The sequence below is a fragment of the Ruegeria sp. AA3 genome, assembly GCF_056542905.1.
This window is the reverse complement of the sequence record NZ_JBQGAQ010000001.1, coordinates 710208-731428: the sequence shown is the minus strand read 5'-3', so window position 1 is coordinate 731428 and position 21221 is coordinate 710208. Positions and strand designations below refer to the sequence as shown.

At 55.8% G+C, this 21221-nt stretch carries 25 protein-coding genes; 13 read left to right on the top strand and 12 right to left on the bottom strand.

Annotated features, from left to right (window positions below; all coding sequences use genetic code 11):
* Nucleotides 1-67: 67 nt before the first annotated feature.
* The 4 genes from ACR0JR_RS03640 to ACR0JR_RS03625 all read left to right on the top strand — a co-directional run bounded on the left by ACR0JR_RS03640 (nt 68) and on the right by ACR0JR_RS03625 (nt 3924).
* Nucleotides 68-1153 (top strand): ABC transporter ATP-binding protein, encoded by a 1086-nt coding sequence (locus tag ACR0JR_RS03640; RefSeq protein WP_029621845.1) that lies wholly within the window; start codon nt 68-70, stop codon nt 1151-1153.
* Between the two features lie 118 nt (nt 1154-1271).
* On the top strand, nt 1272-2054 hold the full coding sequence (gene surE / locus ACR0JR_RS03635; RefSeq protein ID WP_480455029.1) for a 5'/3'-nucleotidase SurE: 783 nt from the start codon (nt 1272-1274) through the stop codon (nt 2052-2054).
* Nucleotides 2051-2701, top strand: a complete 651-nt coding sequence (locus ACR0JR_RS03630) for a protein-L-isoaspartate(D-aspartate) O-methyltransferase (RefSeq protein ID WP_010440386.1) — start codon at nt 2051-2053, stop codon at nt 2699-2701. Before surE ends, ACR0JR_RS03630 begins: the two co-directional genes overlap by 4 nt.
* A 59-nt stretch (nt 2702-2760) precedes the next feature.
* Nucleotides 2761-3924, top strand: a complete 1164-nt coding sequence (locus ACR0JR_RS03625) for a peptidoglycan DD-metalloendopeptidase family protein (protein WP_480455028.1) — start codon at nt 2761-2763, stop codon at nt 3922-3924.
* Between the two features lie 63 nt (nt 3925-3987).
* Here the strand turns inward: ACR0JR_RS03625 and ACR0JR_RS03620 are convergent, their stop codons facing one another.
* Together ACR0JR_RS03620 and ACR0JR_RS03615 are read right to left on the bottom strand one after the other, a co-directional pair.
* Nucleotides 3988-4659: a helix-turn-helix transcriptional regulator gene (locus ACR0JR_RS03620; RefSeq protein ID WP_480455027.1), complete on the bottom strand. Its 672-nt coding sequence runs from the start codon at nt 4657-4659 to the stop codon at nt 3988-3990.
* A 21-nt stretch (nt 4660-4680) separates the two neighbouring features.
* The gene (locus ACR0JR_RS03615) at nt 4681-4986 is read right to left on the bottom strand and encodes a hypothetical protein (RefSeq protein ID WP_010440382.1); all 306 of its coding nucleotides are present in this window, start codon (nt 4984-4986) and stop codon (nt 4681-4683) included.
* A 219-nt stretch (nt 4987-5205) separates the two neighbouring features.
* Between ACR0JR_RS03615 and ACR0JR_RS03610 the strand changes: the two genes are divergently transcribed.
* From ACR0JR_RS03610 to ACR0JR_RS03595, 4 genes are all read left to right on the top strand, one after another.
* The gene (locus ACR0JR_RS03610; RefSeq protein ID WP_010440381.1) at nt 5206-5421 is read left to right on the top strand and encodes a twin-arginine translocase TatA/TatE family subunit; all 216 of its coding nucleotides are present in this window, start codon (nt 5206-5208) and stop codon (nt 5419-5421) included.
* A 6-nt stretch (nt 5422-5427) separates the two neighbouring features.
* Entirely contained in the window at nt 5428-5886 is a 459-nt protein-coding gene (tatB, locus tag ACR0JR_RS03605) for a Sec-independent protein translocase protein TatB (protein WP_170470712.1), read from the top strand.
* Nucleotides 5883-6806 carry a twin-arginine translocase subunit TatC gene (gene tatC, locus ACR0JR_RS03600; protein WP_010440379.1) on the top strand — a complete coding sequence of 308 codons (924 nt, stop codon included), beginning with the start codon at nt 5883-5885 and terminating at the stop codon, nt 6804-6806. The genes tatB and tatC overlap by 4 nt, the downstream gene beginning before the upstream one ends.
* A 114-nt stretch (nt 6807-6920) precedes the next feature.
* Nucleotides 6921-7763, top strand: coding sequence for an ATP-binding protein (locus ACR0JR_RS03595; protein ID WP_480455026.1), 843 nt, complete (start codon nt 6921-6923; stop codon nt 7761-7763).
* A gap of 59 nt (nt 7764-7822) precedes the next feature.
* On the opposite strand, the gene ACR0JR_RS03590 is transcribed toward ACR0JR_RS03595, so the two are convergent.
* The 5 genes from ACR0JR_RS03590 to ACR0JR_RS03570 form a co-directional block, all read right to left on the bottom strand.
* On the bottom strand, nt 7823-8467 hold the full coding sequence (locus ACR0JR_RS03590) for an SDR family NAD(P)-dependent oxidoreductase (protein ID WP_480455025.1): 645 nt from the start codon (nt 8465-8467) through the stop codon (nt 7823-7825).
* A gap of 42 nt (nt 8468-8509) precedes the next feature.
* Nucleotides 8510-8758 (bottom strand): hypothetical protein, encoded by a 249-nt coding sequence (locus tag ACR0JR_RS03585; RefSeq protein WP_029621843.1) that lies wholly within the window; start codon nt 8756-8758, stop codon nt 8510-8512.
* 238 nt (nt 8759-8996) lie between these two features.
* Nucleotides 8997-10517 (bottom strand): amidophosphoribosyltransferase, encoded by a 1521-nt coding sequence (gene purF / locus ACR0JR_RS03580; RefSeq protein ID WP_170540129.1) that lies wholly within the window; start codon nt 10515-10517, stop codon nt 8997-8999.
* Nucleotides 10518-10533: 16 nt separating this feature from the next.
* The gene (locus ACR0JR_RS03575; protein WP_010440374.1) at nt 10534-10689 is read right to left on the bottom strand and encodes a hypothetical protein; all 156 of its coding nucleotides are present in this window, start codon (nt 10687-10689) and stop codon (nt 10534-10536) included.
* Nucleotides 10690-11465: 776 nt separating this feature from the next.
* Nucleotides 11466-11933 carry an Lrp/AsnC family transcriptional regulator gene (locus tag ACR0JR_RS03570; protein ID WP_480455185.1) on the bottom strand — a complete coding sequence of 156 codons (468 nt, stop codon included), beginning with the start codon at nt 11931-11933 and terminating at the stop codon, nt 11466-11468.
* A gap of 489 nt (nt 11934-12422) precedes the next feature.
* Here ACR0JR_RS03570 and ACR0JR_RS03565 point away from each other — a divergent pair, with 489 nt between their 5' ends.
* The 5 genes from ACR0JR_RS03565 (at nt 12423) to ACR0JR_RS03545 (ending at nt 16945) form a co-directional block, all read left to right on the top strand.
* The gene (locus tag ACR0JR_RS03565; protein ID WP_480455024.1) at nt 12423-13514 is read left to right on the top strand and encodes an aromatic ring-hydroxylating oxygenase subunit alpha; all 1092 of its coding nucleotides are present in this window, start codon (nt 12423-12425) and stop codon (nt 13512-13514) included.
* A gap of 19 nt (nt 13515-13533) precedes the next feature.
* Entirely contained in the window at nt 13534-13968 is a 435-nt protein-coding gene (gene gloA / locus ACR0JR_RS03560) for a lactoylglutathione lyase (RefSeq protein ID WP_010440370.1), read from the top strand.
* A gap of 4 nt (nt 13969-13972) precedes the next feature.
* Nucleotides 13973-14371 carry a cupin domain-containing protein gene (locus ACR0JR_RS03555; RefSeq protein WP_010440369.1) on the top strand — a complete coding sequence of 133 codons (399 nt, stop codon included), beginning with the start codon at nt 13973-13975 and terminating at the stop codon, nt 14369-14371.
* 101 nt (nt 14372-14472) lie between these two features.
* Complete coding sequence (locus ACR0JR_RS03550) at nt 14473-15912, top strand: glutamine synthetase family protein (protein ID WP_170540120.1); 1440 nt, start codon at nt 14473-14475, stop codon at nt 15910-15912.
* A gap of 19 nt (nt 15913-15931) precedes the next feature.
* Entirely contained in the window at nt 15932-16945 is a 1014-nt protein-coding gene (locus tag ACR0JR_RS03545; protein ID WP_480455023.1) for an alpha/beta fold hydrolase, read from the top strand.
* Between the two features lie 306 nt (nt 16946-17251).
* On the opposite strand, the gene ACR0JR_RS03540 is transcribed toward ACR0JR_RS03545, so the two are convergent.
* The 5 genes from ACR0JR_RS03540 to ACR0JR_RS03520 form a co-directional block, all read right to left on the bottom strand.
* Nucleotides 17252-17833 (bottom strand): CvpA family protein, encoded by a 582-nt coding sequence (locus ACR0JR_RS03540; protein WP_010440366.1) that lies wholly within the window; start codon nt 17831-17833, stop codon nt 17252-17254.
* A 40-nt stretch (nt 17834-17873) separates the two neighbouring features.
* Nucleotides 17874-19238: a DNA repair protein RadA gene (gene radA / locus ACR0JR_RS03535; RefSeq protein ID WP_319544698.1), complete on the bottom strand. Its 1365-nt coding sequence runs from the start codon at nt 19236-19238 to the stop codon at nt 17874-17876.
* A gap of 121 nt (nt 19239-19359) precedes the next feature.
* A complete protein-coding gene (locus tag ACR0JR_RS03530) occupies nt 19360-20136 on the bottom strand; it encodes a DNA repair protein (protein ID WP_480455022.1) in 777 nt (258 codons plus the stop codon).
* Nucleotides 20137-20284: 148 nt separating this feature from the next.
* Nucleotides 20285-20734, bottom strand: coding sequence for a paraquat-inducible protein A (locus ACR0JR_RS03525; RefSeq protein ID WP_480455021.1), 450 nt, complete (start codon nt 20732-20734; stop codon nt 20285-20287).
* 87 nt (nt 20735-20821) lie between these two features.
* Nucleotides 20822-21220, bottom strand: a complete 399-nt coding sequence (locus tag ACR0JR_RS03520) for a hypothetical protein (protein WP_480455020.1) — start codon at nt 21218-21220, stop codon at nt 20822-20824.
* Nucleotide 21221: the final 1 nt, after the last annotated feature.

Below are 21221 nucleotides of genomic sequence, written 5' to 3'. Positions count from 1 at the left end.
AAGGGCGGGGTTGCTATCCCCGCCTAAGCCCGATGGAATTGATCGGGAAAGGCAACGGGGTCCATCGGTGACAGTGACGACAACTCCTCCTCGATTGGAAATCCGCAATCTGGTTGCGCGCTTTGCTGGGCGGACGGTTGTGGATGATGTGTCCTTGACCGTACAGGCAGGGCAGGTGACCTGTCTGCTGGGGCCGTCGGGTTGTGGCAAGTCAACCACCTTGCGCATGATCGCTGGCGTCGAGATGCAGACCTCGGGCGAGATTTATGTCGATGGCAAATTGATCTGCGACACTGTGTTTCGAGTGCCCCCTGAGCGGCGCGAGATTGGCCTGATGTTTCAGGATTTTGCCCTGTTTCCGCACCTCAGCGTGGCAGACAACGTCGCGTTTGGCCTGAAGGGCAGCAAAGAGCAGAAACGCGCACGGGTCGAAGAGTTGCTGACCAAAGTCGATTTGATGCGGTTTATTGATGGATTTCCGCATCAGTTGTCGGGAGGGGAGCAACAGCGTGTGGCTCTGGCGCGGGCGCTTGCACCACGTCCACGGATCATGCTGATGGATGAGCCGTTCTCGGGCCTCGATAACCGCCTACGAGACGGTATTCGGGATGAGACGCTGGCAGTCCTTAAGGAAGAGGATGCTGCCGTTCTGTTGGTCACGCATGAGCCAGACGAGGCGATGCGGATGGCCGATGAGATCGCGCTGATGCGGCGCGGCAAGATTGTGCAGCAAGGGGCGCCGTACAATGTCTATACCCGTCCTGCAGACAAGGCTGCAGTTGCATTCTTTAGTGATGTCAATGTGTTGAAGTCCCAAGTTAATGGTGCTTTGGCGCATACTCCGTTTGGCCGTTTTCTCGCGCCAGGTGTGCCGGACGCAACCGATGTTGAAATCGTGTTCCGACCCCAGCATGTCAAACTGGATTTCGACCGCAATGGCAAAGGGCCTGCGCCGACACCTACAGACGGTGTTGCAGCCCGAGGCGTTGTTGAGCGTGCTCGATTTCTGGGAAATGAAAGCCTTGTCGAGTTTCGCATGGACTACGATGGCTCGATCCTGAAGGCCACGGTTCCGAACGTGTTTGTGCCTAAAGAGGGCCGGGTCATGTGGCTGACAATTCGCCGCGACCGGTGTTTTGTGTTCCCGGCCTGACGCTCAGACCCTGCATTTTCACCCAAGTGGTGCGTGAAAGCCTCAGATTGCGTATGCGCATTGCTTGTCGCAGCGCAGAGGCGGGTCTATCAAGGGCAAAACGAGGGGTGGACCGGGCATGCGAATTCTTCTGACCAATGATGACGGCATCAACGCGCCGGGACTGATCGTGCTGGAAGCGATTGCAGCTGAACTGGCTGGCCCCGAAGGCGAGGTTTGGGTGGTCGCACCTGCTTTTGAGCAATCGGGCGTCGGTCATTGCATCAGCTATACCCACCCGATGATGGTGGCCAAACTGGGTGAGCGTCGCTTTGCCGCCGAAGGGTCGCCCGCAGACTGTGTATTGGCAGGTTTGCATGACGTGATGAAGGAGGCTCCGCCGGATCTGGTGTTGTCTGGCGTGAACCGTGGTAATAACTCGGCTGAAAACACCTTGTATTCCGGTACGATCGGTGGGGCGATGGAGGCGGCCCTGCAGGGTCTCCCTGCGATTGCCTTGTCACAGTATTTTGGCCCGCGCAATTTGGGGCTGGAAGATCCGTTTGAGGCAGCAGCCCGTTACGGAGCGGGGCTTGTTCGGCGCATTTTGGATGCCACCCCGCCAGAATCGGGTGATTACCGACTGTTCTACAACGTAAATTTTCCACCGGTCCCCGCCGATGAAGTGCTGGGTGCCCGGGTAGCACCGCAGGGATTCCGCCGGGATACGCATTTCTCGGTCGAACCCCACAGCTCGCCGTCGGGGAGGCGGTTCCTGTGGATCAAGGGCGGATATCAGCATAACCCGACTGCTCCGGGCACGGATGCCGCCGTTAACCTTGAAGGGTATATCTCGGTGACGCCGATGCGAGCCGATCTGACCGCCCACGACACGCTTGAGGCGTTGAAGGTCATCGAATGACAGGACCAAGCGCTGAAACCATCATGCAGTTCCTATTTGCGCTGCGTTCGCGCGGGGTCACTGATGCGCGCGTTCTGGCCGCAATGGAGCAAATCGACAGGGGGCAGTTTGTGAGGGGCCTGTTTGCCCAGCGGGCTTATGAGGACACACCATTGCCGATTGCCTGTGGTCAGACCATCAGCCAACCGTCGGTTGTGGGTCTGATGACGCAAGCTTTGCAAGTGCGCCCGCGGGACACGGTTCTGGAGGTGGGCACTGGATCGGGTTATCAGGCGGCGATTCTGTCCAAACTGGCGCGCCGGGTTTATACTGTCGAACGCCATAAACGGCTGGTGCGTGAAACTGGTGAGCTGTTCCGTGAGTTGGGGCTGACAAATGTGACGGCGATGCTGTCAGATGGTTCTTTTGGATTGTCCGAACAGGCACCGTTCGACCGTATCATTGTAACCGCTGCCGCCGAAGATCCTCCGGGGCCACTCTTGGCGCAGTTGAAAATCGGCGGTATCATGGTGTTACCCGTGGGCCAGTCGGATGCGGTGCAGACCCTGATCCGGGTCACGCGTACCGAGACCGGTCTGGATTACGACGAATTGTTGCCGGTCCGTTTTGTGCCTCTGCTTGAGGGGCTGGGAAAAGACGGAGCGTAAAGGTATATTAAAAGGCGCCGGAACCCCGGAGAACAGGGGCAGGTGTTGAGGACAAAAAAATGAGAGCAGTTTCCAATTCAGCAATGCGCCGTTGTGTAACGGGCGTGGCCGCGCTGGCAATTCTGGCCGGGTGCGAAGGACCGTTCGACTATGACTTGCGCGGGAATGTTGGCGGGTTTTCTACGACAGATGCCGCTCTGGCAGCCACCGCCAGCCGACCGTTGCCGGATGCACGGGGAGTGATAACCTATCCAAACTATCAAGTGGCAGTGGCTCGCAGGGGGGATACGGTTGGTGATGTCGCTGCCCGTATCGGCATGCCAGTGGCCGAACTGGCGCGATTTAATGGTTTGCAGCCGAATGACTCTCTACGGGACGGCGAAGTGCTTGCACTGCCGCGTTCAGTCGGTGCTTCGAGTGGTGTTGATATTGCAACCATAGCCGGGACTGCGATTGATGACGCACCCGATACCGGTTCGGTTCAGACATCCACCCTGCAACCTGCGCAACCCGCCGCGACCCCTGCGCCTGCTGCATCCGGGCCAGAGCCCATTCGGCATAAGGTAAAACGCGGCGAAACCGCCTATACGATTTCGCGTCTCTATCAGGTGTCTGTAGAATCGCTTGCTGAATGGAACGGGTTAGGATCGGATTTCACCGTGCGTGAGGACCAGTATCTGCTGATCCCCGTCAAGGATCAGGCAGCGCCGCGCGCCGCCGCACCAGCAGCAACCGCGACGGCTGTGACACAGCCGGGAGAGGGCTCTCCGACGCCAACACCGCCAAGCGCGACACAGCCATTGCCGGATGAGAAGGTTGCTGCTGCAACACCTGCACCAGATGTAACTGCCGAAGCCCCGACGAATTCAGGCAGTTCAGCATTGGCAGCGCCTGTGAACGGGAGGATCATTCGCACTTATGCCAAAGGCAAGAACGAAGGGATCGACATTGCGGCGTCTCCAGGTGCTTCTGTAACGGCGGCCGAGGCGGGCACAGTTGCAGCGATCACGGAAGACGCCGATCAGGTTCCGATCATTGTGGTCAAGCACAACAATGATTTACTGACCGTCTACGCCAATGTCGACAATATCACCGTGAAGAAGGGTGACAGGGTGCGACGGGGTCAGAAAATCGCCGCGCTGCGTGGTGGCGACAATGCCTATGTGCATTTTGAGGTGCGTCAGGGGTTCGAGTCGGTTGATCCTGAGCCCTATCTGAAGTGACCTGAATGGCCCGTTCCGGGCCATGCCTCCGGCGGGGATATTTGTGGCCAGATGAAGGTCGGTTCACCCATAGGGGTCATAGTCGCTAAGCCGTTTTCCGGGTTCGTCTGAAAAGAGCTCTGGCAAGGGTGTGATGGCCTCGATCAGGTCGATGCGGAAGACGCGGAAGCTATTGCGAAGTTCGCACCATGCGGTGAGGGTCCAGACGCGGCCCCAGTATTCCATGTGCAACGGGCGGATGGTGCGGTCGGTCAGGATCCCGTCAATGCGGCGGTAACTCAGTTGTAATTTCTGGTGCGATTTGATCGCAGCGCGGATCGGGGCCATGTGGGCCAATCCGCGCGCGGCATCGGCAAACGGGTAGACGGCGAATTTCCAGGTGTCGGCCTCTGCCACGACTTGAGTGGGCAGTACGGCGTCAATCTTGTCGGCCAGAGATTCAGCGGCGGACTTGAGATCGGGATCGGCGGCTTCAGCCACGATGGCCATGCCGAGGTTCAGAGCCTCAAGCTCGGCGGGTGTCAGGTTCAGCGGGGGCAGTGTGATCTGTTCACGCACCATGTAACCCACGCCGCGTTCGCCTTCGACCGGAACGCCCGAGGCTACCAGCGTATCCATGTCGCGATAGATCGTACGGACCGACACTTCGAGCCGGTCCGCTATGTCCTGCGCGCGGTGCAGCTTGCCGTCGCGCAGGATCTGGATGATATCGAACAGGCGGTCAGTACGGCGCATGACACGCCGTCTGAGCCGCGGTTAGGCGGTCATGTTCCATAGCACGGTCTCGTGGCGCATCTGAGCGCTTTCGGGATTGATTGCCGCCATCAGAGCGGGTGCAAAATCTTGTTGCATGAAAGCAGCCGCAGCATCTTTGGCGGATTTCATATCTGCCCAGACAACATAATCCGTCCAGCGACCATCTTCGCCCTGACTCAGTTGGCGATGGGCAAAGCCGGGGGCGGCGCGGACAAATGCCTCGGATGCTTGGCTCAGTTTCACGAACTGTTCGGGTTTTGTGCCTTCGGCGAGTGTGAAAGTGACGATTTCTGCGACATGGGTCATGTGGTTCTCCGTTGACCAGGTTTCGATATCGTCCTTCTAGGCCACTACAACTGACATAAACCTGTCAGTTGGGAAATGCCAGCCCGCAAAAATTGTGCGATCCGTTCAAATTCGCGCGCGGAATTGATCTGGCGCACTTTTGCAATGGCCCGTACGGGCGTAGACACAGGGCCAGATCGTATTCCCGGCGCGATGCGCCGACGTAGAAGGAGACAAGACATGCTCAACAATATTGGCCTTCCGGGTATCCTGCTCATTGCTGTTGTGGTTCTCGTCCTATTTGGACGTGGCAAGATCAGCTCGTTGATGGGTGAAGTGGGTAAAGGCATCACCTCGTTCAAGAAAGGCATCAAGGAAGGTTCGGAAGAGCTGGAACAGGACGCCTCCGAGCTGGCTAAAGACGTCACCCCTGAGACCGACAAAGACAAGGTCTGAGCTTAGATGTTTGATCTGGGCTGGACCGAGCTTCTGGTCATCGGCATCGTTGCGCTGATCGTGGTGGGGCCGAAGGACCTGCCAGTGCTGTTTCGCAATGTCGGGCGGTTCGTCGGCAAGGCACGCGGTATGGCGCGTGAGTTCAGCACTGCGATGAACGAAGCGGCGGATGAAGCTGGCGTCAATGATATCAAGAAGGGCCTGAACGCGGCGACTAATCCGGTTAGTACCGCGATGGACGGGATCAACGAGGCCGCGCGTGACGTGGCCAAATCCATTGACCCGACCAAGTTCGACCCTGATAGCGAGACCGGCAAACTGGCTGCTGAACGGGCAGAGCAGGCAAAGAAGATCCAAGCCTCCACGGCCCGTGCGGCCGCTGAACGCAAGGCTAAGGAAGCCGCAGATGCGCTTGCAAAGGCGGAAGAGGCCGAAGCCGCGTTGAAAACTGAAAGCAAGTCATGACTAAAACCGACGAGATCGAGGACAGCTCGGCGCCTCTGATCGAGCATCTAGCCGAGCTTCGTACCCGGCTGATCCGGTCGGTGCTTGCCTTTATCGTGGGGATTGTTCTTGCCTTCATAGTGGCCGAACCGATCCTGCAGTTCTTAGTGCGTCCGATCGAGGCGACCCTGCGTGAGCTTGGTGATCCGTCACCAACACTGCAATACACCTCTCCACAGGAATACCTGTTCACACTGTTTCGGATATCGATGGTCTTCGGGTTTGCACTGGCATTCCCCGTGATCTCATATCAGCTGTGGCGGTTTGTAGCTCCGGGGCTTTACAAGTCCGAGAAGGGAGCTTTCCTGCCGTTTCTGATCGCATCACCGTTTATGTTCCTGTTGGGGGCGGCTTTTGCGCAGTTTGTTGTGACACCTTTGGCGATGCAGTTTTTCCTTGGGTTTGCAGATGTCAGTTCGATCTTTGCAAACCTGCTGGCCCCGGCGGCCGATGATGTCCCGGAAGAGATCATTGTTGTTCCCGAAACAACAGAAGGCGTGAAAATCACCTTTTTCGGGAAGGTCAATGAATCTCTGGATATTACGCTAAAGTTTATTCTTGCCTTTGGCCTGTGCTTCCAGTTGCCGGTTCTGCTGACACTGATGGGCAAGGCTGGGCTGGTCTCGGCCGAGGGTCTGGGTGCCGTTCGCAAATACGCGATGGTTGGTATTCTGGTTCTGGCTGCTTTGGTGACACCACCAGATGTGATCACGCAGCTGATCCTGTTCACCGTGGTCTATGGATTATACGAAGTGTCGATCTTCCTTGTCGCCCGCGTCGAGAAAAAACGTGAAGAACAACTGCGCGCCGACGGCTACTATGACGATGAAGAGGCCGAGGCGGATGCGGAAATGATGCAGGATTACGACGAGACAAAGTAGCCTGTATCCTGATTTCAAAAGGCGCGTCCACATTCGGCGCGCCTTTTTCATGCGCGGGCCTTGTTGTGTAGTTCGTAACATGGTTCAACTCAGCCGGAATACCCGGAGGAGCCGATGGACGATCAAGCCCTGAACCGTATCGCCGACGCGTTGGAACGCATGGCGCCCGCGCCGCTGGACGCACCCGATTTCAACACGGCCCCTGCATTTGTCTGGCATGTGGATCCGGACCGGCTGGTGCCCGTCTCTGAGGTTAACCGCGTCGATCTGGATCTGTTGGTCGGCATCAACCGATCCCGCGATACGCTGCTGGACAACACCCGCCGGTTCGCGGCTGGGTACAAGGCCAACAACGCGCTGCTCTGGGGCGCGCGAGGTATGGGAAAATCCAGCCTTGTCAAGGCAGTGCACGGCACTTTGCAAGCAGAACACCCGGACTTGAAACTCGTCGAACTGCAGCGGGAAGACATGTCCTCAGTCGCGCGTCTGCTGAACCACCTGAGGTTAGCGCCGCACCGGTTCATTCTGTTTTGCGATGACCTTTCGTTCAGCCACGATGATCAACACTATAAGTCACTCAAAGCTGTTCTGGATGGCGGCATCGAAGGTCGTCCGGAAAACGTGGTGTTCTATGCCACTTCAAATCGCCGCCACCTGATGCCACGCGACATGATCGAAAACGAACGCTCCAGCGCTATTAATCCATCTGAGGCTGTTGAAGAAAAGGTATCCTTGTCGGACCGCTTCGGCCTGTGGTTAGGCTTTCACCCCTGCGATCAGGACGAATATCTCGCCATGATCGACCGCTACTGTGCCGCCCATGGCGTCACGATCGACCAGGAAATCCTGCGCGCCGAGGCCATCGAATGGCAAGCCACGCGAGGGGCTCGATCCGGTCGCGTGGCCTGGCAGTTCTTTGTCGATCTCGCCGGGCGCAACGGTGTCCACATCGCGTAAACTGCCTGCTTCATCTGGCCACAAATATCCCCGCCGGAGGCATGGCCCGTCAGGGCCAATCAAAGCCCGGCCACAATCCGCGCCGCCTCATCCGCGGGACTGGTCAGCGCCTCGCGGTCTTCACCGGGATGGAATCGTGCACGCACCGCTGTAGGCATCGGCGCGGGTTCAAGGATCGTAACCCGTGGACCTGTGCGAACTGTCTCGGCTGCCCAACTACGGGCCAAAGCCATTTGCGCGGCTTTGGTGGCACCGTAGATGCCATAGAACTTTTCACCTGCCTTGGGATCATCAAAGAACACCGCGTGACCTGCATCGCCCAAAAGGGGCGACACATAGGGAATCAGAACCGAGGTGGCTGTCGCGTTAGTGCTGACCGCTTTGGTCCATTCCTTGGGGTCAACAAAGTTTGCTGGTGTCAGGGCCGAGGTATGGACAGCTGTATGCAGCCAAAGGTCAACCTTACCCCAGCGGTCGTGAATGCCACGGCAAAGTGTCGCCATTGCATTGGGATCGGTGATGTCCATCGGGGCCAACGTGGCCGAGCCACCCTTGGCTTGAATGCGATCGTCCAGCTCTTCCAGCCCGCCTTGGGTGCGGGCGACGGCAACGATGTGATACTCGGGGGAAAGGGCTTCGGCCAGTGCCGCGCCCAGCCCGCGTGAGGCCCCGGTAATCAGGGCGATTTTGGTCTGATCGGTCATAGGTGGGGTTTGAACCCGTGCGCACAAGGCGTCAAGTCTGGATCAACTGCCAGGTATGTCGATCCTGCGGTTCTGGCCGCTTTGTCGCAGCACGACACCTTCCTCATCAATGGCGATCACCTTGCCCGAGGCGACACGGCTGCCTGGCTTTACTTTCTTTACCCGCCCCGAGGACAGACGAACCAGAGCGCGCAACTCGGACTTAGGGCCAAAAATGCCCAGCACAGAAACCGAGTTTTTCTTTAGCGCACCCGCTTGCGTTGCGGCGCTTTTGACCGTTGAATTTGCCATGATCTGTGGCCGGATCGTGTGCCCGGGCCCTGCATTGTGAGTGGTTTTCGGCGATCGGGTATCATGCGGCCGTTCGAACCAAAAGGGTTGCAATCCCATTTCCAAAAGGTCGCTAACCCAGGTCGCCCAACCCTTTGCAAACGCATCTCGTTCAACAGAGAGTTGTCGGCGGATTCTGACCTATGAGTGCCACCCCACCTCAGGGAAATGACCTGTCGCTATCATTCGATTCGCCGGATCAGCCCGACGCCAGTTTGGCCGCGTTCCACGAACCGCCAACGACCTGCATATCCTCGCGTTTCTTGCTGACTCGGCTGCTGTTTTCAAGACTGTCCAGATAGTCCTCATCTACCCCGGTGATGTAGTTTCCATCAAAGCACGAACAGTCAAAGGATTCGATCTCGGGATTGCCTTCCTTGGCGGCCCAGATCAGATCGTCTAGATTCTGGTAGAACAGCGCGTCCGCACCCAGCTCTTCACGGATTTCTTCGATCTCTTTACCATTGGCAACCAGTTCGGCCTTGGTGGGCATGTCGATTCCGTAGACATTGGGGTATTTTACGGGTGGAGAAGCGCTGGCGATGTACACCTTCTTTGCTCCAGCCTCGCGGCACATCTGGACGATCTTCTTGATCGTATTGCCGCGCACGATCGAGTCATCGATCAGCAGCACATTATGTCCGTCGAATTCCAACGGCACGGCGTTCAGCTTACGGCGCACGGATTTTTGGCGCTCGGCCTGACCTGGCATGATAAAGGTTCGGCCTACATAGCGGTTCTTGACTAGTCCCTCACGATAGGGAATGCCGGTAATCTTGGCGGCTTCAAGTGCGACGGGGCGGGCGCTATCTGGCACAGGGATGATCCGGTCGATCTCTAGCCCCGAATCCTGAATCTGCTTGGCAAGTGTTTGGCCCATGCGCATCTGGGTTTTGTATACCGACACGCCATCAAGCAGCGAATCCGGACGTGCCAGATAGACATACTCGAAAATGCAGGGCGTCAGCTTGCCTTCGACGGCCTGGAACTCATGCATATTCCCGTCGAGATCGATCAGGATCGCCTCACCGGGTCGCAGATCGCGCAATTTGTCGAAACCATTGATGCCAAACGCTACGTCCTCCGAGGCAAAGGCGAAATCATCACCGTCACCGGGCGCTTCTCGCTTGGCGACCGACAGGGGCCGGATACCATACGGATCGCGGAAGGCGAGCATACCAACACCGGCGACCAGACAGATCACAGAATAAGCACCCTGTACCCGCTCCATGGTCATCTTTACACCTGCAAACAAGTTGCGGATCGGGTCGGCATTGCCATTGACTTTGATGGCGTCCGCTACCTTGTCGGCCAACACGTTTAGCAACACTTCGGAATCCGAGGTGGTGCGCAGGTGACGGCTGTATTTCGCAGTCACTTTTTCGCGCTGTTCTTCGGTGTTGGTGATATTGCCGTTGTGGACAAGGTAAATTCCGTAGGGCGCGTTCACAAAGAAAGGCTGGGCCTCGGTGGCGCTTAGCGATCCTGCAGTGGGATAGCGGACGTGACCCATGCCGATCTTGCCCAGTAGGGTTTCCGCATCGCTGGCGTTGAAGACGTCCTTGACCAGACCATTGGCTTTTTTCTCGCGGAAGAATTCGCCGTTGTAGGTGACGATCCCCGAGGCGTCCTGACCCCGGTGCTGCAGCATCAGCAACCCGTCATAGATTTCCGCAAAGACATCATGTGTCCGGCTTGCGATCCCCAAAATCCCACACATACACGGGCTCCAATTTCTATGACTTGATCTGGCTGGTGTTCAGGTCGGATCGACTGCTACTGCGTATCTGATTGGGTTGTTGCAGCCGGAATGTATGGCATGCATGCACAAGCGCCAAAGCGGCCAATGCAGAATAGAACAAATACAGCAAGATCGGCAGCTCCGATTCCATGTCGGTTCGGCTCCGACATACTGCCTATTGCCGCGCGTGTCACCAAAGGATCACATTCGCGATTTGCCGCAGGTCTGAAATGCGCCGCTCGCGGGTTTAAGATGACAAATGAGCCGACCTGTGCTGTGCTTTAGGTCAGGTGTCTGCTCCAGATGCCCGATAGTTTGGGATGGAAAATAGCCATGTGGCAGCACAAGCAAAACAATCCCAAGGAAAAGCCCGTCAAGCGTCGGTGTCACCGATGCCGAGGATCAGGCCGTGCACCCTGTGAGATCTGCAAAGGATCTGGAACGGTCGTCAAAAGCCGTGACCAGTATGGCAAACCAATCTCAAGCCGCTGCGACGGGTGCTTTGGATTAAAGGCCATTCGCTGCAATATCTGCGGCGGTGAAGGGTTCATTTGATTTTGGATGAATCTGATACAGAATATGCGAGCGCCGAATTATAATGCTGAGAATGTTGTAAGGCGCACTGTTTTTCCGTTTCCGACAGGTTTTTCTTACAAATGAGTCCAAACTCAAGGCTGGGATGATCTTTGGGATATCTGGTGATCCAAGTTCAGCAATTGATATCCGCATTGTGAGAATTACCGGCCGTTCGCTTGCTTGAGCTCGATGACCAATCGCCAACGCGAAACAGTCGCTTGCTGCTGGCTTCGGCATTCAAAATACCGGCTATTGTCGGGGCCGGCACCATGATCGGCGCTGAGTATCTAGCAAAAGAATTTTGTTGAAGTCCTCTCGCGCTATCACGTTTAGCGGTCGACTTCTTCCTAATCACTCCTTTGCACCCTGCTTTAGGAGGAACTGGTTCTTGAAATTCTTCAGCCCCGGCATGACGTCGGCGTTGGCAATATCGTTACTCGCGTGGATTTCATGTTCCAGAAAATCCTTTAATGCGTCGCTATCGTCGCTCACCAACTCGATAATCAGATCATAACGACCTGCGACCCACAGGATGAATACAACACGTGGGTTTCTTTCAAGTCGCTCGGCCACCTGTCTTGGGGTCACGCCGGTCGCCACGTTCAAGCCAATCATCGCGTCAGTGGTGTATTCCGTTGCCACCGGATCCGACATCGCAACAATCCGCAGCATGTTGTTGTCTCGCAGTCCGCTCACCCTGTTGCGAATGGTTCCCTCCGACACATCCAGTTGCTGCGCAATTTCAGAAAATGCCATCCGACCATCCTGCTGTAAGAGCCGGATGATCTGCTGGTTTAAATCATCCTTGGGGGATCGAATGCTCTGGGCGGCGCGCGCGTTCGGTTGCTTTTTGACTGACATAGGCCTGATGCTCGATTGCTGTATTCGCAGCCAAGGTTAAGAGAGCGCATCGAAATCCGCAATTAACTCTTGGGGATCCTCTGGAAGGAAGTGCGGAAAACGACATGCTTTGATCTTCTCGCCACAGTTTCCGAAGGCCAGATTGCCGAAATTTCTATTATTTAATGCTGGATTTGTGGATCTAACAGCCAGCGCAACTAAATTATTCGAAATTCGTATCGAAATGCCGCTTTTTGACCAGATCGCCTCCGATTCTTACCCGATAATTCATTCCATAAGCGAATATCGAAGGGGAATAGCCCGAAATAATGCGATATTCGTAGAGTTAGAATCTAAACCCGTCGCGGCGGTACAGAGCCTGCAAACAGGCCATCCGCGAGAAACGGTGAACCCATGCGCATGCCGTTGGATCGGCGGATGCTGGTGTCAGTGTCGAAGGGAGGACAAATGACAATTGCCGAGCGAAAAGCACAGGCGTCTTGCGGGCCTCAGCACGGTCTGACCGCCGACGCATATCGCAGCGAGGAGTTCTGGCAACGGGAATGCCAGACGGTTTTAGCCAAGAACTGGGTGTTTGTCGGATTTGCCCATCAGATGAGCAACCCAGGCGATGCACAACCTATCACCTGTGCCGGCTTGCCCCTGCTGGCGGTGCGTGGTCGTGAGGGCGACATTCTGGTGTTTCACAATGTTTGTCTGCACCGCTGCATGACGCTGGTTGATAGGCCCAAGAATGTCGGCAAACTGATCCGCTGCCCCTATCATGCCTGGGCCTATGATCTGGATGGCCGCCTGCGGGCTGCTCCACATTTTGCAGGCACCGGCAAGCAAGAATTCGACGGATTTGACATCAAAGAGCATCGGCTGAAACCCGTACGCACTTATGTCTGGCATGACTGGATTTTCGTCAATCTGGATGGGAACGCGCCTGAATTCGAAGACTATGCCGCGCCATTGATCAACCAGTTGTCGGGGATGGATTACAGCAAATTGGAACCCATTGGTCTGCTCGATTTTGGTGAGATCGACACCAACTGGAAGCTGATAATGGAGAACTTTATCGAGCCTTACCACGTCCAGTTTGTACATTCCTCGACGACAGATCAGCCGTTGGAGGATCACTATACTATCATTGATGGCACCTGCATCGGTAGCGCAGTGGACCTTGAGGAAGAATTAGGCACATCCGGCAGCTTGGGTGTGAGCTCGCGCTATCTGACGCTGTATCCCAACTTTATCCTGGGCCGGTATTTCCCGGATCAGCTGGGCGTCTATCTTAACGTGCCCATCGGTCCCGGAAAGATGCGCCAGTACCGAGCGCTTTACACCACTGAAGGCCAAAAGTTGAGCGCTGAGGAAATTGAGGCCCTCAGAAACCTCTGGTGGGACGTCCACAAGGAAGATCACGAGATGGTTGAACGCATGTTTGAGGGCCGCAAATCCCCGGTCGCCGAAGATGGGGGCCTGTTGTCGCCTGCCTGGGAAGATAGCGTGCGCGCCTTTCAGGATTTGATCGAGCGTGACGTGGCCGGCGCCTAAGTAAGAAGGAACAAGATCAATGAGCAACTCCATATCCAAAGGGTTTCGTCTGGCCCATACGATGATGCGGGTCACAGACATGGAGAAGTCGCTGGATTTCTATTGCGGAATCTTGGGCATGGAGGTGCTGCGGCGCACGGATTATCCCGAAGGGAAATTCACCAATACGTTTATCGGTTATGGGCCTGAGGCTGAGTTTCCCACGCTGGAGCTGACCGCCAATTGGGATCAGGACACGCCTTATGACAAGGGCGACGGTTGGGGTCATATCTGCATTGAAACTCCAGACGTTTACGCCGCCTGCGAGCAACTGGCAGCAGCCGGTGTAAACATCACCCGCCCGCCGGGGCCAATGAAAAACGGTACAAGGGTCATCGCCTTCTGCGAGGATCCTGATGGTTACAAGGTCGAATTGAACGAATCCATACTGAAACACTTGGCGCAGGAAGGCTGACCCAATGGGTGATACACCTCAACTTTTCAAATTCGACCTGGTTCAGAAACGCTACGACACGATGGGCGACAGCGATACGTACATTAAACCGATGGTGACCAGCGAGTTCAGCAAGTCGATGTGCGGTGGCATCAACGTTCTGAACAACATCAAGGTGCCGTGGGATCTGACCTGCGACGAGATCATTTATTGCCTCGAGGGGACGTTCCGATTGGTCTGTGACGGCAAAAGCTATGTCTGCAATCGTGGTGACGTGCTGTTTGTCCCCAAGGACAATCACATTTCCTACGAGGCGGACGGCAAATGCGTGATCTTCTATGCCGCCTACCCACACAACTGGAAACAACTGGCGGGGATCACACAAGTTCCCGGCATTGACCCTGACGATTTTGTTCCCGGCTGAACATTTTCCCGCCGTGTGACCGAGCAAACGAAACCTGAACCAACACCGAGGTGTCACCTCGGTGAAGCAAATCCAATTGCTATTCGATGGGAGGACGCCGAATGCCCAAGGACAATGCCAACGCCCGTATTTACTACGAGACATTTCACGACGCAGTAGAGCGGAACCGCCCGCGTATCCCAGAAGTTCAACAACGTTTGGAAGAGGCCGGCGTCAAATATGTGATGGCTGCCTGGATCGACCTGCACGGCATTCCAAAAACCAAGCCCGTCCCGATGAGCGATTTTGAACCGCTTTGCCTTGGAAAAGGACCGCAATTTGCGGTGCATTCGATTTCTTACGTGCCCGAACTCAGCCCCGCTGACAGCGATCAGGTGGTGGTGCCGGATCTTGACGCCGTCTACGTCTGTCCGTGGGACACATCGATGGCAATCATCTTCTCCGATCTGTATTGGGAAGACGCACCTTACAATGTCTGCCCGCGTCAGGCCCTGAAACGCGCCATGCACGAGGCTGCGCTGGAAGGATACACAGGCTATGCCGGTGTCGAACCCGAGTTCATCGTGATGAAATATGACGATGCCGGCCAACCAGTGAAGGCCTTTGACGACGACCCTGCTATCGGGGTCCGTCCACGCCGTCAGGCATTTGGCTATGACGTTGAATACTCGATCGACTCGATGGCATTTTTGAAAGACATGATCGACATCATCGAAGGGCTGGGTTGGAACCTGCATGATGTAGTCGCTGAGGGTGCGTATTCACAATTCGAACTGGATTTTCACTATACTAACATGCTGGAGATGTCCGACCGTCTGGCGTTTCTGCGGATTACCTTGAAAGAGGTGGCAAAAAAGCACGGGATGTTCGTAACCTTTATGCCAAAACCGACAGTGGGCGACTGGCGATCGGGTGCGCATATCAACATGTCGATGCAACATGAAAGCCGTCCCGGTGAAAACATCTTTGAAACCCCCGACGGGGAATGGAGCGACGAAAGCCGCTGGGCCGTTGGCGGATTGATGCAGCACGCCGAAGCGATCACCGCGATCACCTGTCCGACCGTGAATTCCTATAATGGTCTCGTGCCTCGCGTAGGTGGATTTGAGGGTGGCACTGTCACTTGGGCCCCGACCAATATCACCTATGGTTTCAACAATCGCTCTGCCCAGTTCCGCCTGCCGCAAAGCCGCCATTGCATCGAAAACCGCGCCTGCGATATGACCATGAATGTCTATCTGGCAATGGCGATGCATCTGAGTTGCAGTGTTAAGGGGATCAAACACAAGATCGACCCGGGCAAACCAACGGATTTTGATCTCTACTCAAAAACCGAAGCTGAACTTGCTGAACTGGGGATCCGTCGATTGCCTCGCACTCTGTTCAATGCGATCGAGGCTTTACGGGGCGACACCATGGCAGAACATGTGATGGGACCCGTGATGCGTAAGTCCTATCTAGAATACAAGAATGATGAATGGGAGCGATACCACCAATCGGTCACCGATTGGGAAGTGCAGGAATACCTTCGGCTCTACTAAAAGCGGGAAGGGCCAGACAATGGCGGACTATCAGATCTACGAGCTGGGTGACCTTCCGCTCTTGTCGGGTGAGATGCTCAAGGATGCCAAGCTCGCCTATCAGACCTACGGCACATTGTCTGCGGCAGGTGACAATGTCATCGTTCTGCCGACATTTTACACCGGCACAAATACCCGCAACGAAGGCTTCTTTGGTCCGGGTCGCGCGATTGATCCGGTGCGGCATTTCATCGTCAGCCCCAACCTGTTTGGCAATGGACGTTCGTCATCACCATCGAATACGCCTGCACCGCAGGACGGGCCGCGTTTCCCGCTGGTACAAATGTGGGACAACATTGCTGCCCAGCACCGGTTGGTCCACGAACATCTGGGGATCGAAAAAATCGCCCTTGTTGCGGGTTGGTCTATGGCGGGCTGTCAGTCCTACCAGTGGGCAGCGCAATACCCAGACATGGTTCAGGCGATCCTGCCATTCTGTGCCTCAGCCAGAACTTCTCCACACAATTTCGTCTTCCTCGAAGGGGTTAAGGCGGCCCTTTGCGCGGATCAAAATTGGAATGGTGGCAACTATGCTAGCCAACCCGAAGCAGGGCTGAAGGCCTTTGGTCGAGTTTACGCAGGCTGGGCTTTCTCTCAGACCTTTTATCGCGAGGGACTTTATCGGCAGATGGGTTTCGAAACTATCGAGGAGTTGTTGCAGGATTGGGAGCGTGATCATGTGCAGGGCTGGGATGCCAACGACCTGTTGGCAAAGCTTGCAACTTGGCAGGCAGGCGATATCTCTGCCGGACCGCTTTACAATGGGGATTACAAACTGGCACTGAGTGCCATCAAAGCTCGTGCCATCCTGATGCCTTGCACGCAGGATTTATACTTTCCACCAGAAGACAATGAAAATGAAGCCAGCTTCATGCCCAACGCCATCTTCCGCCCGTATCATTCGCCCTGGGGCCATTGCGCTGCAAACCCAGGAAGTGACAAGGACTTCACGACGCAGCTAGATGCCAATATTCGTGAACTTCTTGAAAGTTAGCGCTTGTTGAAAAACTACGGGGCAGTAGAAATTCACAAATCACCCGTTTCTTCCTTCGAATGAAGGGCAAAACAATCGCAACCAAAACGCAAACTGTTGGCTTTGAACTGTTTGGCTTATTTCTTCAACGTTCAAAAATCCGCTTTATTACGTGCAGCAGTCGCTAATACCAACCGCTACACTGGTCCAATTGAGCTCACAGCTACACTGCGCACTTGTCGTAGACCAGCTAACATGGTCTTCGACAAGAGCCGGAACGGGGTGGATTGATCACCTCGTTCCTTATTACAGGCCTAAAGGGCGTGATCAGCCGTCGGAAGCGTCCGTCGAATTATCTGCAGTGCAGCTTGCGACCAGCTCCTCGTACTGAGCGGTGACCCAGCCCAGCGCGGCTTCGGGGTTTTGTTCTTCGATCTTGCCGCTGAACTGTTCAAAGACCTTTGCCGAGCGGCTTTCGTCGACCATCGTGTAAGACTGGCCGGTCATTACGGTGTCATAGACAAAAAAGGCAATCGCAACCAGCAGGATGCCGCGTGCGATGCCGAAGAAGAACCCAAGTGCCTGATCCAGACCACCGATCGCCGAACGCTGCACCAGAGAAGAGAACAGCGGTGTAAAGATACTGACCACGATCAAGGCAACAGCAAAAACAGCGGCAAAGCCGGTGATAACCGAAAGCTCACAACTGTCGCGCAGGAATTCTCCGACGACGGGCACTTCTTTGACCAGCGGCACGGCCTGCGGCGCGAAGATGAAGGCCAGTACGGCAGCGGCAACCCAGCCAGCGATGGCGAGAACCTCGCGCATGAAACCACGCGAATAGGCCAACAAGCCCGACAGCACGATGATCAGGGCCACAACCCCGTCAATTATTGTAAAACCTTCCATGGCCCTCGCCTGTTCGTTTTCTGCCTCTCAAGGCGCAACTTTAACCTGCTCCGAACGTTTCGCCAACAAACCCCACCAAATCAGAGGGTCGGGTGAGTGTCAGACCTGCCACAGTGCCAGTTTTGCCACCCGCCGGAGCAATTGCCGCTGTGAAACCAAGTTTTTGCGCTTCTTTCAACCTATTTTCCGTCTGAGGGGCCGGTCTAAGTGCCCCAGATAGCGAGATTTCTCCGAAAACGACGGTATCGGCGGGTAGGGCAGTATCTTCACGGGCACTTAGCAGTGCAGCTGCCACGGCGAGGTCTGCGGCAGGTTCGCTGACTTTTAGTCCGCCGGCGACGTTTAGATAGACATCGAGCCCAGCAAAGGGGATGCCGCAGCGGGCCTCGAGCACCGCAAGGATCATCGCAAGACGTCCGCTATCCCAGCCCACAACGGTACGGCGAGGCTGCGAATGAGGCGATGGAGCAACCAGCGCTTGCAACTCGACCAGCACGGGGCGGGTACCTTCGATGCCTGCGAACACCGCCGAACCGGGGCTCGGTGTGCCGCGTTCGGATAGGAAGAGGGCCGAGGGGTTGGTGACCTGCGCCAAGCCCTTGCCGGTCATCTCAAAAACGCCAATCTCATCTGCAGGGCCAAAGCGGTTCTTTACCGCGCGCAGAATACGAAATTGATGGCCGCGTTCGCCTTCGAAATAGAGCACTGTGTCGACCATATGTTCGACCACACGCGGACCTGCGATCTGGCCTTCTTTGGTGACATGGCCGACCATGATGATCGAAACGCCGTGGCGTTTGGCAAAAGTGGTCAGTTCATGCGCGGCGGCACGAACCTGTGAAACTGAGCCTGGTGCGCTGTCTACATTGTCTGCCCACATGGTCTGGATCGAGTCGATGATGGCGAGGCCGGGTTTTTCGGCCTCTAGCGTAGTGAGGATATCCCGCAAATTGGTTTCGGCTGCCAGTTGAACGGGAGATTCTTCCAAACCCAACCGACGTGCACGCATCCTGACCTGCGCGCTGGCCTCTTCACCTGAGACATAGATTGTTTTGATACCATTGCGCGCGAAGCGCGCGGCAGCCTGCAGCAGGAGGGTTGATTTGCCGATGCCAGGATCGCCACCCACCAATAGGGCCGAGGCGGGGACGAGGCCGCCACCGAGGACACGATCGAGTTCTTCAACTCCACACAAGGTGCGGGGCGGGGGTGTCTCCTCGGTCGAAAGATCGGAGAGCGTGATCGACTGGCCACGCTTGCCGCCCAGCGATTTCTTGGCCGGTCCAGCGGAGAGGGGCGGTTCCTGAATGATAGTGTTCCATTCGCCGCAGCCATCGCAGCGGCCGGACCATCTTGTATGTGAGGCACCGCAGGCGGAGCAGGTGAAGGATTGTGTCTTTGCCATGTCGCCCTTCGTGCCCGAGGAAGGGCGGTTCTTCAAGCCCTCGCGGGCTTTCCTCACCGCCGATAGCGTGGCGCGTCCTCAGGCCCTGCGGACCATCGTTCGCGACAGGCGCTGATCGCGCCTATTCCGCAGCCCGCGGCGGGGTCATGGCAACCACGCTGGCGGGGGATTTATCGTCGTTAGGCGATTGCAGTTGTGCCGAGAGTTCGGGCAGCAGGTCGAACAACTCGTCCCTTAGCCGCGCCAGTTGGGATTTGGTGATGGATTCTTCGATCTCGATATCTCGGGTCCATTGGCGCAGTTCGTGTTGGATAATCTGGGCCTCTTCAATGCGATGCTGAAACTGCTCGATCTCTTCCTGCCTTTGCTGCAGGAAGGTTCGGGCGCGCGAGACCTTTGCCTCGGAATAGGTATCGGCAAGTTCCTGACTGATCTGGCTCATCTGAGCGGCCAGTTCCAAAACCTGCGGTTCAAGCGATTGCAGATCGGGGTGATCACGCAGAAAGGCCATACGCTCTTTCACAGCGTCAAATTCAGAAGACAGTGCAAAGGCGCCGCTGCGGTCGGCGGCATGGGCGACCTGATAGGCCCCGGCCACGTCCTGCATGTTCATCGTGAACTTACGATGGGTGTTTTCAAGCGCCATCATGCGCGCGTTTGATGGCAGATAGAAGACCAGCATCAGGATCAGGGCGGTCAATCCCGCCTGAACATATAGACCTGCTTCAATCGTTGCACCGGTGCTGAGACCGGCCTGCAACGAGAGCCAGGGGAGGATGCCAAACGCGGATAAAATGGTGGTCGTCACCGCGAACAATGCTGCGGCGCAGATCAGGAAAAAGGTTAGTCTTAATAATGCATTCTGAAATTGTAATGTTATTGTGTGGAGGGCGGCCATGATCGTCGTTCTCCTTCTTCAACCGGTACAAAAACCGGGCCGAAGCGGAAGGTTAAACAGACGTAAAGTGATCCGCTACGGACCCGAAAACTACAAAATTTACTGCTCGAAATATGAAGATGATACTCATAAATCTGTTTTCAATCAATTAGGTCTGAGGTTTTCGTGATCCGGATGTCATCTCTGTAATGTGGCCCAAGGCAAGCGAAGCGAGAATGCAGCCGGTGAACAGGTAGAGACCCCACGCGGTTTCGATGGTCGCGTAGGAGATGCCCTTGGCCAGTGTGATGTAAAGCGCGATGAGGAAGATATCGGCCATCGCCAATTTGCCCAGGATGTTGAGCGCGGGTTGGACCCGTGGGTCTAACATATCCCATTGGACAAGCGCAGTGCCGATGGTTTTGATGTAGGGCGCGAAGAGGGCGAAGACGGTGACGACCAGCGCGAGGAAGATGTCGGATTTCCACAAGGACTGGAGGCCGGTGATGACGCTGATCTCGCTGAGGCCGAAGATCGGCAGGAGCCCTGCACGCATCAGCGGGGCGAACCACGCGATGGGGTAGAGGATCAGGAGGGAGAGGGTGGCGAGGCGGAGCATATGCTTAGATTGGTTAGAGATGTCAGGAATCCAAGTAAAAACTCAATGTCATGTCTGATTGGTGCAACCTTGAATGACCAGGACCGATCAGCCAAATAATTCTGCTGACCACACAAAAAACAATCGAATAACCGGTATGCACAAGAGAATGGTCATGAAGGCATGAACTGAGTAAAGCCTCTCAGAGATGGCGAATGCAGCGGCACCAATTGTCGCGACAGCGCTGAAAAAGACCGGTCCGATCACTACCGCTTCCAGCCAATTTCCGCTCAACATCGTTTCTAGAAAGCTTTCTGGGTAGCTTGCTGCGTTAAATATCACGACTATCGATAGCAATATCCAAGCACAGCAAAAAAACGGCGTCCAAATCAGGATCAGACCAACGTTTCTGTGCGTGGAGTTATCCCTGATTTTCATTCCTAGCGTTACAGCGACCCATGCAGCTGAAATTGGAAGAAATAAGAGCACTGCAAGCAAGAAAAACATC

What these genes read in the sequence shown, in the direction of transcription:
- ACR0JR_RS03630 (WP_010440386.1), top strand. Translation starts at nt 2,051, where the DNA reads ATGACAGGACCAAGCGCTGAAACCATCATGCAGTTCCTATTTGCGCTG.
- radA (WP_319544698.1), bottom strand. Translation starts at nt 19,238, where the DNA reads ATGGCAAAGACACAATCCTTCACCTGCTCCGCCTGCGGTGCCTCACAT.
- ACR0JR_RS03585 (WP_029621843.1), bottom strand. Translation starts at nt 8,758, where the DNA reads ATGGCAAATTCAACGGTCAAAAGCGCCGCAACGCAAGCGGGTGCGCTA.
- ACR0JR_RS03620 (WP_480455027.1), bottom strand. Translation starts at nt 4,659, where the DNA reads ATGCGCCGTACTGACCGCCTGTTCGATATCATCCAGATCCTGCGCGAC.
- ACR0JR_RS03530 (WP_480455022.1), bottom strand. Translation starts at nt 20,136, where the DNA reads ATGGCCGCCCTCCACACAATAACATTACAATTTCAGAATGCATTATTA.
- ACR0JR_RS03575 (WP_010440374.1), bottom strand. Translation starts at nt 10,689, where the DNA reads ATGGAATCGGAGCTGCCGATCTTGCTGTATTTGTTCTATTCTGCATTG.
- ACR0JR_RS03610 (WP_010440381.1), top strand. Translation starts at nt 5,206, where the DNA reads ATGCTCAACAATATTGGCCTTCCGGGTATCCTGCTCATTGCTGTTGTG.
- ACR0JR_RS03555 (WP_010440369.1), top strand. Translation starts at nt 13,973, where the DNA reads ATGGGTGATACACCTCAACTTTTCAAATTCGACCTGGTTCAGAAACGC.
- surE (WP_480455029.1), top strand. Translation starts at nt 1,272, where the DNA reads ATGCGAATTCTTCTGACCAATGATGACGGCATCAACGCGCCGGGACTG.
- ACR0JR_RS03625 (WP_480455028.1), top strand. Translation starts at nt 2,761, where the DNA reads ATGAGAGCAGTTTCCAATTCAGCAATGCGCCGTTGTGTAACGGGCGTG.
- gloA (WP_010440370.1), top strand. Translation starts at nt 13,534, where the DNA reads ATGAGCAACTCCATATCCAAAGGGTTTCGTCTGGCCCATACGATGATG.
- ACR0JR_RS03615 (WP_010440382.1), bottom strand. Translation starts at nt 4,986, where the DNA reads ATGACCCATGTCGCAGAAATCGTCACTTTCACACTCGCCGAAGGCACA.
- tatB (WP_170470712.1), top strand. Translation starts at nt 5,428, where the DNA reads ATGTTTGATCTGGGCTGGACCGAGCTTCTGGTCATCGGCATCGTTGCG.
- ACR0JR_RS03545 (WP_480455023.1), top strand. Translation starts at nt 15,932, where the DNA reads ATGGCGGACTATCAGATCTACGAGCTGGGTGACCTTCCGCTCTTGTCG.
- ACR0JR_RS03595 (WP_480455026.1), top strand. Translation starts at nt 6,921, where the DNA reads ATGGACGATCAAGCCCTGAACCGTATCGCCGACGCGTTGGAACGCATG.
- ACR0JR_RS03565 (WP_480455024.1), top strand. Translation starts at nt 12,423, where the DNA reads ATGACAATTGCCGAGCGAAAAGCACAGGCGTCTTGCGGGCCTCAGCAC.
- ACR0JR_RS03520 (WP_480455020.1), bottom strand. Translation starts at nt 21,220, where the DNA reads ATGTTTTTCTTGCTTGCAGTGCTCTTATTTCTTCCAATTTCAGCTGCA.
- tatC (WP_010440379.1), top strand. Translation starts at nt 5,883, where the DNA reads ATGACTAAAACCGACGAGATCGAGGACAGCTCGGCGCCTCTGATCGAG.
- ACR0JR_RS03525 (WP_480455021.1), bottom strand. Translation starts at nt 20,734, where the DNA reads ATGCTCCGCCTCGCCACCCTCTCCCTCCTGATCCTCTACCCCATCGCG.
- ACR0JR_RS03550 (WP_170540120.1), top strand. Translation starts at nt 14,473, where the DNA reads ATGCCCAAGGACAATGCCAACGCCCGTATTTACTACGAGACATTTCAC.
- ACR0JR_RS03540 (WP_010440366.1), bottom strand. Translation starts at nt 17,833, where the DNA reads ATGGAAGGTTTTACAATAATTGACGGGGTTGTGGCCCTGATCATCGTG.
- ACR0JR_RS03590 (WP_480455025.1), bottom strand. Translation starts at nt 8,467, where the DNA reads ATGACCGATCAGACCAAAATCGCCCTGATTACCGGGGCCTCACGCGGG.
- purF (WP_170540129.1), bottom strand. Translation starts at nt 10,517, where the DNA reads ATGTGTGGGATTTTGGGGATCGCAAGCCGGACACATGATGTCTTTGCG.